10 protein-coding genes are annotated in these 14,412 nt (G+C 55.4%); 1 reads left to right on the top strand and 9 read right to left on the bottom strand.

Annotated elements, in window-relative coordinates:
- Positions 1-98 precede the first annotated feature (98 nt).
- On the top strand, positions 99-476 hold the full coding sequence (locus R0135_RS10320) for a YMGG-like glycine zipper-containing protein (RefSeq protein ID WP_407346757.1): 378 nt from the start codon (positions 99-101) through the stop codon (positions 474-476).
- Here the strand turns inward: R0135_RS10320 and R0135_RS10315 are convergent.
- The 9 genes from R0135_RS10315 to R0135_RS10275 all read right to left on the bottom strand — a co-directional run bounded on the left by R0135_RS10315 (position 473) and on the right by R0135_RS10275 (position 14,294).
- Positions 473-2,335 (bottom strand): AsmA family protein, encoded by a 1,863-nt coding sequence (locus R0135_RS10315; RefSeq protein ID WP_407346756.1) that lies wholly within the window; start codon positions 2,333-2,335, stop codon positions 473-475. The genes R0135_RS10320 and R0135_RS10315 overlap by 4 nt on opposite strands.
- A gap of 66 nt (positions 2,336-2,401) precedes the next feature.
- Entirely contained in the window at positions 2,402-4,417 is a 2,016-nt protein-coding gene (locus tag R0135_RS10310; RefSeq protein WP_407346755.1) for a response regulator, read from the bottom strand.
- A complete protein-coding gene (locus R0135_RS10305; RefSeq protein ID WP_407346754.1) occupies positions 4,414-4,968 on the bottom strand; it encodes a heme NO-binding domain-containing protein in 555 nt (184 codons plus the stop codon). Before R0135_RS10305 ends, R0135_RS10310 begins: the two co-directional genes overlap by 4 nt.
- A 3-nt stretch (positions 4,969-4,971) precedes the next feature.
- The gene (locus R0135_RS10300) at positions 4,972-6,420 is read right to left on the bottom strand and encodes a sigma-54-dependent transcriptional regulator (RefSeq protein ID WP_407346753.1); all 1,449 of its coding nucleotides are present in this window, start codon (positions 6,418-6,420) and stop codon (positions 4,972-4,974) included.
- 57 nt (positions 6,421-6,477) lie between these two features.
- The gene (locus R0135_RS10295; protein WP_407346752.1) at positions 6,478-7,788 is read right to left on the bottom strand and encodes a hypothetical protein; all 1,311 of its coding nucleotides are present in this window, start codon (positions 7,786-7,788) and stop codon (positions 6,478-6,480) included.
- A complete protein-coding gene (locus tag R0135_RS10290; protein WP_407346751.1) occupies positions 7,785-8,831 on the bottom strand; it encodes a glycosyltransferase family 2 protein in 1,047 nt (348 codons plus the stop codon). Before R0135_RS10290 ends, R0135_RS10295 begins: the two co-directional genes overlap by 4 nt.
- Positions 8,824-10,395 (bottom strand): WecB/TagA/CpsF family glycosyltransferase, encoded by a 1,572-nt coding sequence (locus R0135_RS10285; RefSeq protein ID WP_407346750.1) that lies wholly within the window; start codon positions 10,393-10,395, stop codon positions 8,824-8,826. Before R0135_RS10285 ends, R0135_RS10290 begins: the two co-directional genes overlap by 8 nt.
- A 9-nt stretch (positions 10,396-10,404) precedes the next feature.
- Entirely contained in the window at positions 10,405-11,355 is a 951-nt protein-coding gene (locus R0135_RS10280; protein ID WP_407346749.1) for a chain-length determining protein, read from the bottom strand.
- A 14-nt stretch (positions 11,356-11,369) separates the two neighbouring features.
- Positions 11,370-14,294, bottom strand: coding sequence for an SLBB domain-containing protein (locus R0135_RS10275; protein WP_407346748.1), 2,925 nt, complete (start codon positions 14,292-14,294; stop codon positions 11,370-11,372).
- Between the last annotated feature and the right edge of the window lie 118 nt (positions 14,295-14,412).

Raw genomic sequence — 14,412 nt, 5'->3', positions numbered from 1 at the left:
GTCGTTTTGCCGTCCGACAGATATGGGCGTTTAGGACGTAGAAGCTAAATGCTTTTGCTAACTAGGCGCTCAAATCCTGCTCAGCACGGAGTTTTGTTATGAATTTATGCACGCACATCCGCGGCACTCTTGTGGTCGTTGCCTTGATATTTCTGGGCGCCTGTACAACCACCGATGAGATTATCATCGACCGAAAAGGCGTAGACATGGCGCGTTACGCTGCCGATAAGGCTGAGTGTGAAGCCTATGCCGATGAGGTCCGCACTGGCGAGAAGGCCGCTCGCGGCGCCGCCTCCGGCGCTGTTGTTGGCGGCGCGGTGGGCGCAATTGTGCGCGATAGCAGCCAAGGCGCGCTGCAAGGCGCCGGCGTCGGCGCCGTTACAGGGGGCGCCCGGGGTGTCTCTGAGGGCGAGCGCGATAAGGTCCGCGTCGTAAAGCGCTGCCTTAGCGGTCGGGGCTATCGCGTCCTTAACTAGTCGCGGTCAAACAGCTTTTTGAATAGCTTTCCTGCTTCATCGGTGGCTTTGCGTTTCAGTTCTCCCTCAGCCAGATCTTTCACGATCTCTGTGGTGTTAACGCCACACCAACTCGCGGGGTCGCCCGCCAGGTTGCCCTTACACTCCACCGGCCAGCGTAAGTCTGCGTAGCGCTCGTTGATTTTGCAGGCGGGGTCCAGTTCGCCCAATGCCGCTGAGAGCTGGGCTCGGAAACTGGCGCGTAAATCCTGGGACTCCAGATTCAGCGTGCCCTTGCCCTGTAGTCCAACGGCAGCAAGCTGCGCCGTCAAGGGGTCAAGCGTTGCGACGCCGTTAGCCAGCTGAATTTGAGCCTCCAACGCATCAAAGCGTGTATCTACGGGAAATTCAGCGCTGAGCGAATCCTGGTTCACCAAGGCGACGCCCTGACAAAACATCTGTTCCATGGCGATCCCTTCCAGAGTGATCTCTTCGGTGGTGAAGCTGATGGGTCCTGTGAGAGATTGGCTCAGAGTGTTGCTAGTCGAGCCGCTCCCTGTCAGAGACCATTCCAGATTCGCTGCGCCTCGGGCTTGCATGCCCAGCTCCATAGCCGATACGGCTTTGGCAACGTCCAATCCAGTAACGCCGCCCTCGGTGTTTAGAGTGGCGAGGTTGTAGCGACCGTTAAATACGGCTTTAAACGCAATATCGCCGCCGTGCACCTGAGCAGAAACCGGATCGAGGGTGGCAACACCGTCCATGATGCGCAGGCTCGCACTCACATCCGTTAGTTCATGCGCATCCAGCACGACCTTGTCGATTTGTAGTTTCGCACGTGTATCGATCATGCGCAGGGCATGCAGTGGCAAAGGCATGTCCGCACCCGAGTCCTTGGGGCTGTCGGCAATTTCAGCACTAGCTTCGGGCCCGGCCAGAATCAGCAGAGCAGGATTGAGTTCGGTGAGCGCCAGGTCCGCATCAATCTGAGGGCTTTCAAAACTAGCGAAGCGAAGCGTGCCGTTGCCAGTCAGCTCGCCGGTCTGTAGTTGTAGCTTCAGGTTTGCGATTTGGGTATCCAGCGCTACCTCGCCACTCAAACCCAGCGTGAGAGGGTCTGCGGTGGCGCCGGTGACCCGAACATTCAGGCTATCGAGGCTGAGGGTCTCCGCGTTCAGGTCTGTACGGAACTCGCCGGCGATGGCAATTTCCATAGGAGGTGCCTCATTGGCTGATGGAATTATGATGTCTACCGTGAGGGGTACCGGGCGGCCGTCGAGATTCAGGTCACTCGCTGCGAGCTGTCTAAGTTGCAGCTCACTAATGGGCGTGCCCTGACTGTCTACCGTAATCACACGAATATTGCGCAAAGACACTTCCCCAATTTCCAGTGCCAGAGGCGCAGCCAGTACATTTGCGGCGGCCTCGGCTTGCGCCTTCCCTCGCGCTTGGGCTCGCCGGGTATAGAACTGATCCAGCTCTTCTTTGCTGAGCTTAGTGGTATCTACTGCTACAGCTTTTGCCGTCTCTTCATCAGCAGCTTCAGAGGTCAGCGTGAGTCCGTCCACATTGATACTGTCGATTTCGACACTGCTGCGAAACAACGGCATGAGTGCGACGCCGGCGGACAATGATTCAGCGACAATGCGCGTTTTGCTGTCCGGGACATCTAAGCTAACGTTCTTTGCCGCCAGAGCAACCTTTGGAAACAACGACAGAGCAATGTCACCGTTAACCTGCAACTCAACGCCGCTTTCGGCTTTGAGTTGATCGGCAGCAATATCCACCAAAGCTTGTTCGTCTAAAAACAGCGGTACAAGTACCGCCGCCAAAACCAGTAGTGCAACGGGAATACCCAGCACCCAGAGAATGACGCGCATGACTTAGATCCTTAACTTAAAAATGCAGTTAACATGAGCCTAGCAGAGAGTTGTGGCGACAGTTAGTTATGCTTTTCGGTATTCACCAAGAGCCTTCAGGCCACTGCGTAACAGTCCATCGGATACAGATACATCGTCTTGGCTTACCGCGTTGCCACTGTCACGCATCTGCTGCTCAAGCATGGCAAAGTGCTCACCCGCTTGCGCCAGACCCAGGCTTCGACAGGTGCTCGCCAAGGTGTGAACTTCTCTAATCATTGTGCCCAGCTCAGCTGCCATGAAGGCCTCTGAAAACGCTTCCCAGCGACTGTGTACCTCGGCTTCAAACTGGTCGAGCACGTCACCCAGGCTGGCGTCCCCTATCTGTGCTCGCAACTCGTCCAGAATGTCCTTCGCGAGTATGGGCGGGGCGTTACTATCGTTTGCTTCTTCAATGACGCTCGCGGTGATTTCCGGCTCGTTGTGCGAGTTGTCAGCAGTTAACCAGCGGTTAAGTTGTTCCGCCAGACGGTCCCTAACGATGGGTTTGGTCAGGTAGTCATTCATGCCGATGCGCAAGCAGCGCTCTTTCTCTTCGCTACTGGCGTAGGCCGTAAGAGCTACCACCGGTAGTGCATCTTCATTCCGGTGTTTACGGATTTTTGCGGTGGCAGCTACGCCGTCCATCACCGGCATATTCAGGTCCATGAGCACAAGATCGAAAGGCTCCTTAAGCGCTTTTTCTACGGCCATGGCACCATCGCAGGCCTCTTCGACGGTAACGCCAAGTGACTCGAGAATGAGACGACCAAGGAGCATATTGGTGCTGTTGTCATCTACCAGTAAAACTCTCCCGTCAAATCGCGTCGGCACATCCTGTGTTTGAGGTGCAGAGCCCAGATCTGTACTTGCCTCCTCAATGCCTATCTCCAAGGGAACCTCAAACCAAAACAGTGAGCCTCTGCCGATGTGTGACGCGACGCCCAGCGTTCCCCCCATCACATCAACGTAGCGCCGCACCAGGTCTAAGCCCAATCCAGTCCCGCGCTCCCTGCCCAGGGTGTCACTCATACCGGTCCAAAAGGGCTCGAAGATAAGGTGTTTATCGTCAACGCCGATGCCAGCACCAGTGTCCTCGACCTCGAATCGGACGGAGTCCTCGGAGGCAGAGGGGAGTGCCCGAACGGTGACGCTGCCGACATCAGTAAACTTAATGGCATTGGTAATAAGATTAAGAAGACATTGTCGTAACTTGGATTTGTCACCGATATACAGATCGCTGAGCAGCGGGCTTGTGGACCAGATCAGCTCCAGATTTTTCTCTACCGCGCGCGCTCGGACTATGTCAGTTACGCCGCGAAGCATTGCCGTCATTTCAAAAATCGTGCTGTCGAAGACTTCGTCTCCGGCTTCGATCTTGGAAATATCCAGAATGTAGTTGATGACATGCAGCAGGTTGCGCGAGGAGCTGTTTGCCAGCGCTAACAGTTCTTCGGCCTTGGTATTCATCTTATGGTCACCCAGCAGCGACAGGGCGCTCACTACACCGTTTAAGGGTGTACGCATTTCGTGACTCATTCTCGCAAACAGGGCGTTTTTGGCCATTTGCGCGGCCTCGGTATCTTGTTTGGCGTGCTGCAGTTCGCTGTTAAGTTTTTCGAGATCGCTGACCATGCGCTGTTCCGTCGTCATGAGGAACAACTGATCCAGCTGCGAGTCCTGTGCCGAAAAATCACCCATTCCCAGCTTTATGTCTGGGCAATGCGCGTTCATCCAAAAGACCCAGGGAGATCCGCAAAAGCACAGCACGTCGCGTCCTTCCCAAGTGGTTTCGACCATTTGACCACGCATGGCAAAACGTTCGCCCACGCTCTTGACCAAAAATAGCGACGATAGATGTTTGCGGACTTCAGCAATATTACGCGCGCCCGCAGGGCGCAGTAATTTGAATAATTCGAAAAACTGCGAGCCTTCGCTCAGCGTCGGAATGTATCGCTTGGGTGTTTCGCTGCTATAGAGAATCTCACCCTCATCACTAATACACATGATGACGGTGAACAGCTTCTCCAGCTGCGTCCAGGAAAGGCGTGGTTCTGTTTTCACTGAATACTAAGTTCAAATACGCTGTGGGTGCCTTCGCCATCATCGTCAATGGACACAGCAATAATTTCGAGTTGATCGCCGAAATGATCGGCCAAGCCGCCTAGCAAGCCAGTGACAAAAGACGTGAGACCTTTGCGCTCCGAATAATAATGGACCAGATATTTGCCAGCCTTGGAGTCAACGTCTTCAACGCGAAACTCCGGCGGTATGTAGTCCAAAAAAGTGCTGGCTATGCGGTCATGCAGAGAGTTGAGATTGTGTAGAAAACCCACGGTGTCGTTGCCGGTGGCATCCATGAGTGGTGCGAAGTTTCGTGTTGCGATGGCATCGACCCAGTGCTTGCCAAACATTTCCATGCAGGTTTCTATGGGCGCTTCCAGAATTTCTGATGCAGCGCCGGCCAGCTTATAGGTGGTCTCGTCATCGTAGCGACGCATGGTGAGGAACGAGTCGTCAGACACGCCCGAATGCTTATGCACTTCTTTCCAGCGCTCTTCGCCGAAGTGTGTAATCACCATGTCCTGAAGTGCGCTATTAATTAAACCGTACACGTATCAAACCTCGTTATCGTTTTCGTGAATCCATGCCTGACGTTTTCGATACAGGGTGGAGGGTGCGACTTCCAGCAAGCCCGCGGCGCGATTGATGTTGCCGTCGCAGGCGGCCACCGCCGCTTCTATGGCCCGCTTTTCAACCATCCATAAAGGTTCAATAGCACGTCGCTTCGCCAACTGGCCAGTTTCAGATTTCGCAAAGCCCGGGCCGTCGTGGTCATGGCTGGCACTGAGTGAGTCGTTTTCTTGGCGAGTTTGCTCCAGGCTTTCTATTAAGCCCTGGTGAACATCAAGCGCGAGCATGTCGATTTCGATTTGCTCACCCTGATTAAGAACGACCGCCTGCTGAATCACGTTTTGTAATTGGCGAACATTACCCGGCCACGCGTAGCGCAGCATCTGCTCCTCGGCAGCGGACGAAAACCCTTTAAATTGTTTTGCTGCCTGGGTCGTGTAAACATCGAGGAAGTGTCGGGCGATGAGCAAAATATCGCGATCTCGTTCGCGCAGAGGCGGAAGCCTCAGTGGGACAACATGCAACCTGTAAAACAGATCCTCACGAAACCGTCCTTCGCGCACTTCTATCAATGGGTCTCGATTGGTGGCGCAGACGAAGCGCACGTCTACAGTTTCCAAAGTGTTGCTACCGACCTTGCGAAAGGTGCCGGTCTGAATAAAACGCAGCAGCTTCTTCTGCAGATCAAGATCCATCTCGCAGATCTCGTCAAGGAACAAGGTGCCCCCGTTGGCAACGCTGGCCGCGCCCTCGCGTGCAGAGCTCGCGCCGGTGAAGGCACCCTTCACATGGCCAAAGAGTTCGCTTTCCATGAGTTCGCCAGGAATAGCGCCGCAGTTGATAGCGACGAGCTCTTTGCCCGCGCGATCACTGTGTGCGTGGATCGCCTCTGCGGCGAGCTCCTTACCGGTACCGCTCTCGCCAACGATGAAGCCAGTAGCATCACTGGGGGCCAAGGAATCAATCGTTTGGTAAACGGTTTGCATGGGATTGGATGCGCCAATAAAGCCGGCGTAATTCGAGCGTTGTTTGCTCGACAATTCTTCGATGCGCTTGCCCAGATCAAGCTGGGCAGCGGCATTGCCCAGGGTAACTTGCAGTCGTGCGGCGTCAAAGGGCTTGGTGAGGAAGTCCGAGGCACCCATCTGGATTGCGTTGACCGCCATATCTGAGGTGCCATGCGCGGTCATCACCACAACTTTGGGAGGCCTCTGAAGAGTCATCGCATGCTCAAGAAAATCTATGCCACTGCCATCGGGAAGTTCTATATCAAGGAGCACTAGATCGGGCACAAAGGCGTCCAGCGTAGCGTGGGCGCGTCCGAGCGAATCTACCGTGATAGTTTGGTAGTTCTCGTCTTTCAAATAGGCATTGTAGATTGCGGCAAGCGACGGACTGTCCTCAACCATCATAAGTTTGAGAGCATCAGTCATGGCGCTGGTCCGACGAACCTCTGTCCGCATTGATCATGGTGTTCAAGCCAATCAACTTTAAGTGCTCAGTATGGGGAGATTCGGCGATGGTGCAAGGGTGTTCTTGTCGCTTGCGGGGGCGCAGCGGACGCGGTGCAGGCTCGCAAGGGAAAGCGCGAGACTCCCCAGGGTAATCCCCTGAGCATAGGCGAGCCCCGGATTCAGGGCTAGATTGAAGGTCTGCGCTGTCATGAAGATAAACATACCCCACAACAGTGGATTGATGCGCCCATCGGTTGCCCGGCAATCCATATTTGCCGACCAAAGACGCAGCCATATTTTGCAGTGCATTGTGAGATACAAAATCAGTCCCAGTACACCGTATTTATAAGTCACGCCCATTAGGCCCAAGTCCGAAGGGAAGAAATACGGGGCGACAATTTCCTGATAGGACAGACCGTAGGCGCTGTCTTCACCCGCGCCGAGTACGGGGTGCATGGCGATATGGTCTATGGCCTTAAGAAATGCCTTGGCGCGGATACTGCCGCCGTCTGCCTCCATGAAGTTTTCTACTGCCAGTGATCCAACGACAGGAACTGCGAGCACTACCAAGGGCGCCATCACCACGATGAGTTTGAGCCGGTTGCGATGCGATAAGAGCAGGGGATACAACATTACAGAGAGGATCATGGTCGCCAAAGTCGAGCGAAACAGCACGATGCTCCAGATATAGGCCGCCAGAGCGACACTGGCGATTGCCGCGGTTTTTACGGCTTTGCCTCGCGACTGGAGGATCAGAGCGAGCGCTCCCAACAAGGCAACCATGATGGCGAACAGCGGTGGCTTAAGGCGAAACCCACGCCAGGCGTCGTAGGTCACGAGGTTGCTTACGGTGTGATCCGAGGAAAAAAACGCCGCGCGTAGATCCATGGTGAAGTAAAAGAGCAGGTAATTAATCATCAGGGCAAATAGCGCAAACCAGATGGTGCGTTCAACGTTTTGCAGGGGCAAGCCACAGCGACAGAGCAGATAAATTCCGGGCCCCATGAAGGCCAGGAGGAATTCTCTTGCGGAAAACGCGCTGTACAGCACACTGCCGGAGTAGTTCAGTACAAAGACTACGCTGCTGATGCCGATAATGCCTCCGATAAGCATAAGCGGGCTGAGCACCCAGCTTCGCCACTCTTGGTATGGAAGCCGAAAGAGGCCCTGCCAGCAGCCCATGACAAAGAGCAGTAAAGCGCAGGCGATGCCCAGCTCCTGCAGACGATTGGACATGTAATAGCGACCACCCTGGCAGCCCGCAAAGACCGCCATAAAAATAGTTGCGTAGATCAGGGGGTTGAGACTGATCTGAAAGGGTGAGCCCGCTGGTGCCGCATTATTCATAGAGCGAGTTGCGGCCCGGGGGAGCTCCGGGTGATTTCCCGGGCAATCACCGCCGCGTTTCGCCACTGTCCCTTAAGCAGACGCTTGCCAACGTCCAGCCAATTGCTCAGGGAGCAACGCCAGAGGTTCTGTGGGTAGTAGCTCTTCATAAAATGAATTCGGCTGCGAAACATGTGCAGATCAGATACCAAAGAAGGGCCGCGATTCCAGCTGCGAGATCCGATGCTGCCCCCTTCACGGTGATACAGGCGGGCGTCACTGGCAACTAGAAGATCAAATTGCCCGGCGGCCCGAGTGAACCAATCGATTTCTTCGTAGTAAAGAAAGTAGGCTTCGTTCATTAGTCCCACATTCTCCAGGAATTCCCGAGGCAACAGCATAGAGCAGCCGGTGAGGTAATCCAGCTTTTGTTCTGCATCCTTTTGTTCGCATAGCTTGCTCTCTTGAAGGTAGCGTCCTTCGGACTCCATGGCACGCCCGCGGCGCGCGTCAAAACGATTACCTCCAATACACTGAATGATCTGTGGGTTATCAAAAAAGTGAATAACCGATCCGCATACGGCGGGCCTGTCGTGATGTGTCAGTCGCTCACGCATATTGGTAAGGCAGTCAGGCTCTACCAGAGTGTCATTGTTGAGCAACCACAGATGAGTCATGTCCGTCTGTGCCAGTGCAAAGCGCATTCCCACGTTGTTGCCGGCGGCAAAACCGAGGTTTTCCCCATTGTCGATGAGTAGCAGCTGAGTCGCTGTATCCGCTTGGCCGGATTCCGCTTGCGAGCGACTGATGCGCTGGGTTTTTGGCTTCGCCAGTGCGTGGCTCTGCAGTGCCGCCAGACGTGGTTGCTGGGGTTGCGGCGAGCTGATGCGACCCGCTGCCCAGGACTCAATGTGCACAAGGCTATCGTCGCTTGACTGGTTGTCACAGACGATAACCCGGGCGCCCCTGTGAATATCGGGGAGCAGGCTGTCCAGGCAGGCAATGCTGTCGCGCCATCCGTTCCAGTTGAGCAGCAGAATGTAGGTTCCGCGCAGATCAGACACCAGAGCTCTCCTTGCTGATGCGCTCAAGAAGCTGTCGATCATTAATAATCTCAGCGGTGCAGTCGACTTCTGCCATGCGCAACATCTGCTTAATGTTATGACCCACACCGCTGAGGAACACATCAGACCCCTTGGGGCCGCGGTGAGTAAATAGCGGCATTAGTTCAGCGATGCCCGAGCTTTCCAGCAGATCCACGTTACGAAAATCGATGATGCAATGACGGTCGCGCACGCTATCGAGCAAGCATTCGACGAATCCAACTTCACTAAGGGACTCACGATTGATGCGTCCGGAGAGCATGACCAAGGTCGCGTCTTTAAGGGCGTAGGACTGGCAGGCGAAGGATGCTAAATCCGTGGGCCGAACGCTGAGGCGGTCCAGTGTGCCTTTGTTGTCGTTTTCCAGCAGATCCATGAGTCTTGCAGCGGTGAGTTGTCTGCGCACCTGCGATGACATCCCCATGAGTTGGATCTTGGCCCGTTGCGCGTGCAGCAGGCTGGCAAGATTAAAGAGTTCCTGCTGAGCATTCAGCGCAATGTGTCTGACTTCAGAAAAGTCCAGGATGCGCAGCTCATCGGCATCAGTCTCTTTTGCCAGATCTTCAACGATACGCTGCAGATACTCTGTACCCACGCGGCGGGGCAAGGGCAAGAGTGCTATGGACTGGTCCCGGGAAGACCACAGACGCCGCCAGGGAAGAGCGCCAGATCCTGGCAGCTCGGCTTTTCCAAACTGAAACGTTTCCGCGATGCGTTGCATGATTACGGGCGTCGCCAGAGCGCTGAGTTTGAACAAGCCCTTGCTGTAACGCTTCCACAGTCGGGCCGGATCTTGAAGGATGCGATAAACCCATTCCAGATTCATGCTCTGCCATGCGGCCGGGGCGCGGCGAACCGTCCCTATGACGAACTCGAAGGTGCCGCCGACGCCAATCGAGACCGGTGTTTTGAGTTGCTTGCGATTGCGGTTAAACCACAGTTCCTGTTTGGGATTACCCAGGCCAACCAGCAGAATATCTGCCTTGGATGCATGGATTTCTTCGAGCAGCGCGCGATCGTCATCTACGGCGGAGGCCAAATCCCGACCGGTGGTTTTTACAAAAGGTGCGGCGGTTCCGGCAATACGAAGACCGGGGTAGCAGGCTTCCAGAACGCGACCCGCCTCCGCAGCGACACCTGAGGCACCGCCAAGAAGAAAGATCGACAGGCCTTCCTGCGCTGCGCGTTCAGCGATGGCTGGCACCAGATCCGAGCCGCATACCCGTTCCTTGATGGGTCTGCCGAGTAGTCGGCTCAGCCACACGATGGGGAATCCATCGGCGGTTACGAGATCCGAGCTGCGCAGAACCTCCAGTAACTCGGGGTGCCGCGGGCGGGATAAAGCCGTGCCCAGACAATTGACGAGAAAATCTGCGTTCAGTGTAGAGACCAGTCGAGCTCGGCCATCTTTCGACGAAGCCATGGCGATTATTCGCTCTACTGCGCTGTCCAGGGTCAGATTGTCGACGGGAATTCCCAGGGAGTTGAAGCAGTCACGACCGGGGTTGTAAGTAAGCGTACTCATGGTGATTCCTCAGGAAAAATCTGTTCGGTTGGCGTTTTGGTTATGCAATGCGCGGGCCGTCTGGAAGCTGTTCCAGAGCTGCAGCAAAAGCGTGGTGGCCAAGACTGCGAAGACACTCAACATAAAGCCGACAATGCCGCCGACGATGATCTTCTTCTTTCTGGACATGTTTACGCTGCGGTAGGGGCGTGCTGCCGGGTCAATAATCTCAAGCACGTACTCTTCGCGGGCATTGGCTAACATCATGATGGCTGTCTGGGCTTCAATCAGGCGGTAAATTGATTTTTGGATTTCTACCACGTCTGACTGACGAAGTTTTTCTTCCAGAAAAGCTTGTTTGCGGACCACTTCCTGGGTGGTGCGGTCACGCATGTATTCGTTAAAGGTGTCGACGTACATGTTTGCCCAGTCCCGGGGTAATGTTGGCTCGGGCCAGCGCATTGCTACGGTGACAATGTCAGTTTCTTCATCGACGTTGATCATGCGGATCTCGTCGCGAAAGCGGGTAAAACTCTCACCGATGTCTGGTGTGAAGCCATCTTTCCAGGACTGTGTTTCTTCGGACCACTTGGCCGGATAGAAGTGGCGATAAATGTTGTGCGTGTCTAAAAAGTGCAGGGTGAAGCTGCGTGATCGCAGGCGCGCCATCATTACTTCGGCGTAGTTGTCGCGAGTGGTACCCATGACAAAGCCATGCTCGACCAGGGTCAAAACTTCTGAGGCGCGACGGTCGTCAGGAGACACACCACCGGGATCTGAGATGTCGACAATGCTGACCTTGGCGCCAGCTACGTAGCTGTACGGTGTCGTCATAGAGAGCCAGGTACCAAGGCCTGCGCCGATGACGAGTGCCGCTGCGAGTATCCACTTTGCGCGAAGCAGTGCATTCACAAAGGGCATCAAATCCAGGCTCGCAGCCGCTGTTTGATGTGCTGGTGCAATGTTGTTGTGCTGGGTCATTGACTCGTCTCCGTTCACAGTACGATGCCGGCAAGGATCGCCGCCTGAGCAAGCGTGCTAACCCAGGTCTGTGCTTTTTCTGTGGGATTCATGCGATCAACGTTAATTGGTACATAAATACGCGCGCCCGGCATAACGTTCTGGCGTGCGATGCTGCGGGAGCTGCGCTTGCCTTTAAGGTTCAGGACTTCGCCGTTGGCCTGAATCACATAGGTGTGGTCCAGACGACCCAGTACAGTCGATCCACCAGAGAGCTCCACGTAGTCCTTGATACTGCGGGACTCGTCGTAAAGGTGTGAGGTGGCAACATAAACCTGACCGGCTACCTGCACATGATTGGGTGCTCGGGGGACTATTAGCTCATCACCGTTTTCCAGGGCCAGAGCGTCGCGGCTGCGACAGCGCTGGACCTTATCCAGATTTATCACCATGCGCCCCGTTGCTTCTGCGCGCTCCAGCTGTTGTATAACCTTGAGTGTGTCCTGCTTGCCGCCCCATTCGCGGGAGGCCTTTTCGTCATTACGAAAGGAGTGGGACAGAGACAGCTCAACCATGAGGTCGTCGAGTTGATCGTGGAGTTCATCCAGCGTTTCCTGTTGGATGTCCAGAACCGACTGGCGGGTGAACTCTGCGCCAAACGGATAGGCGGCCTCAGTCAAGCCACCGGCGCGGCGCAGCACTTCGCATAGCGTCTCGCCCGGACCAATGGCATACACGCCAGGCTTGTGGATTTCGCCGCGCAGTGTCACGGATGCTGTTTCACTCCATCCGCTTCGCAGGCTCACCGCCAACTGGTCGCGGGCGGTGAGCACCGGGTTGATCACATCGTTGGCGTACTGTTGCATAAACGCGGTCTCGGCGGCGGCGTTGAGCTCACCACGATTTAGGCGATGCAGGTCTGCGCAGAGGGTCATCAGCTCGCGGGTATCCAATGACAGATGCTGCAAGGCATCATCAGTAGCGTTGCGACGGGACAGCTGCATGCTGAGGCCATCAGCACGTCGTGACAGGCCTCGCGCAGTACACAGAAGGTCGCTGGCTCGCATGTTGTCGGCCAGTGGGTATTCCCCAGGGCTCAGAACTTCCCCCAGGATACTGACTACACGCTCTACCTCGCCGTAGCGCGCCTGCTCTTTAAGCCGCTGTATTTCATCGGCGAGGAGTTGGCTGCGAGTGCCGTTTTCGCCCAGGAAGTAGAGTCGATCGCCGGGCTGAAGCAGAGGATTGGCAGTGCTGTCCGGATTCAATTGTGCGGCTGCAACACTAAAAGACAATGTCTTGATGGTCAGACCAGGCAGCTGTGTTCGAACGATCATGCCGTGGTTAAAGTCGCCGCCGCTTTGCATGCCACCACCCAGGTTCAAGGCATCCAGCAGGCGGGCGCCTTGGGCGAGCGGGAACTGGCCGCTATGGCGAACAGCACCACGGAGCTCCAATAAGTTTGCTGCACGGGGGTCTGTTGCCTGACGTGCAAGCTTGTCGCTCAGGCCCGCAAGCGAGTCTTCGCGGTTCTCGTTCGTGCGGAAAAGGCGAATGCGATCCCGAGCTTGAAGTAAGTAGTCACTACCTTCGCCTGGTGCTTCCAGAGCGGCTTTGGGCGAGATGTAGATCACTGAGCTTTGCAGAGTCTGACGATCTTCCCGCTCGATGATTGCAAAGCGCATATCAACGCCAGGCAAAAGAGCCTGGGTACCGCGCAGTAAGCTTGATACGCGCATGCCCGCTTCAAATTGATAAGCACCCGGGCGTTCTACGTGGCCATCAAGCATAACGACTGCATCAAGTCGGTCTTCCAGAGGGAGGATTCGCAGCACATCGCCGGAGCGCATTTTAGTGCCGAGAATAGCCGCCATGTTCTGCGCTGTGCCCCGGGCGTGAAAGTCGATGACCGTGCGGCTGCCACCTTCCTGGATGCGTTCGATGAGGGACTCACCCAGCGATGCAGACGGCAGTAAGCCTCCGGCCATGTTCAACACTTGCTCGAGCGTGCTCTCGCCGCGAAGTTCGTAGATGGCTGGACGTTGCACCTCGCCACCGACATACACAATGTCGCCAATGGCGGGCACAAAAATCGTATCGTTGTGACGAAGAAAGGCGTCGCTCTCACTCTTGCCGGCGAGCAATAGTTCGTAGAGATCCAGGTGAGTCACAATCTTGCCATCGCGGATAAGCTGAACGTCGCGCAAGGTGCCGGTTCCGGCAATGCCGCCAGTGGTCAGAAGCGCGTCGATGAGGCTGGACAGCCCACCGATGGTATAGATACCGGGTTGCTTCACGTCGCCCGCCAGGCGAACCTGAATAGTGCGCAGCTTTCCCATGGTGACCACGGCTCGGGCACCGATCATGCGCTGATCAAATCCGCTGGTGATCAATGTTTCTGCATCGTCAAAGTTCATGCCGCCAACCGTGATGGGGCCAAACTCGGGGATCAGAATCTTGCCTTCGCGAGTAACAATCAGGTTGTATTGAACGTTACGCTTGCCGAACAGCTGAATGACGATGTTGTCGCCGGGCCCAATACGGTAGTCAGAAGGAACCGGAATGCCCTCTACCGGAGCGAAGGTGCTGGGCGAGCGGTTGAAGATCGAGTAGCCAAACTGTTCGATCTCATCGGTCAGTGCCTGATCCTGAGAGCCTTCTTCCAATGACAGAGCCTGTTGCTTCTCCCGCGCCAGAGCTTCCAGGCGTGACTCTTCGTCAATGACGACCTCTACAGGCGCTGAGATTGGCGAAAATGGGACGCTGAGGGGCTCGTCCTGTCCTGTCGGTGCTGCCTTGTAATAGGCGCGATTCTGCGTGACCTGCAGCGGCTCTATAAACGGCTGGTAGTCGTCCTGTGCGAAGCTCGGTGTGCCATACAGGCTCGTCAGAACCACTGCGGCGCTTACAAGGCGGCAGATAGTAGAGCTGTTCTTGAGGCTTTTAATCGAGTGTGTCACGGGTCTGTTCTCTGAATACTTGTTACCGTAGACAGAGCAAGTGCGGTGCCAACTAATTTATTTCAATTAAAACAACAGCTTATTGTTTTTTGGTCGCTTCGAGAATCGACGTCTCGCT

The sequence above is a fragment of the Congregibacter variabilis genome, assembly GCF_045689235.1.
GTDB classification, from domain to species: domain Bacteria; phylum Pseudomonadota; class Gammaproteobacteria; order Pseudomonadales; family Halieaceae; genus Congregibacter; species Congregibacter variabilis.
This window is presented reverse-complemented; position numbering and strand designations above follow the sequence as displayed.

What these genes read in the sequence shown, in the direction of transcription:
- R0135_RS10285 (WP_407346750.1), bottom strand. Translation starts at nt 10,395, where the DNA reads ATGAGTACGCTTACTTACAACCCCGGTCGTGACTGCTTCAACTCCCTG.
- R0135_RS10300 (WP_407346753.1), bottom strand. Translation starts at nt 6,420, where the DNA reads ATGACTGATGCTCTCAAACTTATGATGGTTGAGGACAGTCCGTCGCTT.
- R0135_RS10315 (WP_407346756.1), bottom strand. Translation starts at nt 2,335, where the DNA reads ATGCGCGTCATTCTCTGGGTGCTGGGTATTCCCGTTGCACTACTGGTT.
- R0135_RS10295 (WP_407346752.1), bottom strand. Translation starts at nt 7,788, where the DNA reads ATGAATAATGCGGCACCAGCGGGCTCACCCTTTCAGATCAGTCTCAAC.
- R0135_RS10320 (WP_407346757.1), top strand. Translation starts at nt 99, where the DNA reads ATGAATTTATGCACGCACATCCGCGGCACTCTTGTGGTCGTTGCCTTG.
- R0135_RS10280 (WP_407346749.1), bottom strand. Translation starts at nt 11,355, where the DNA reads ATGACCCAGCACAACAACATTGCACCAGCACATCAAACAGCGGCTGCG.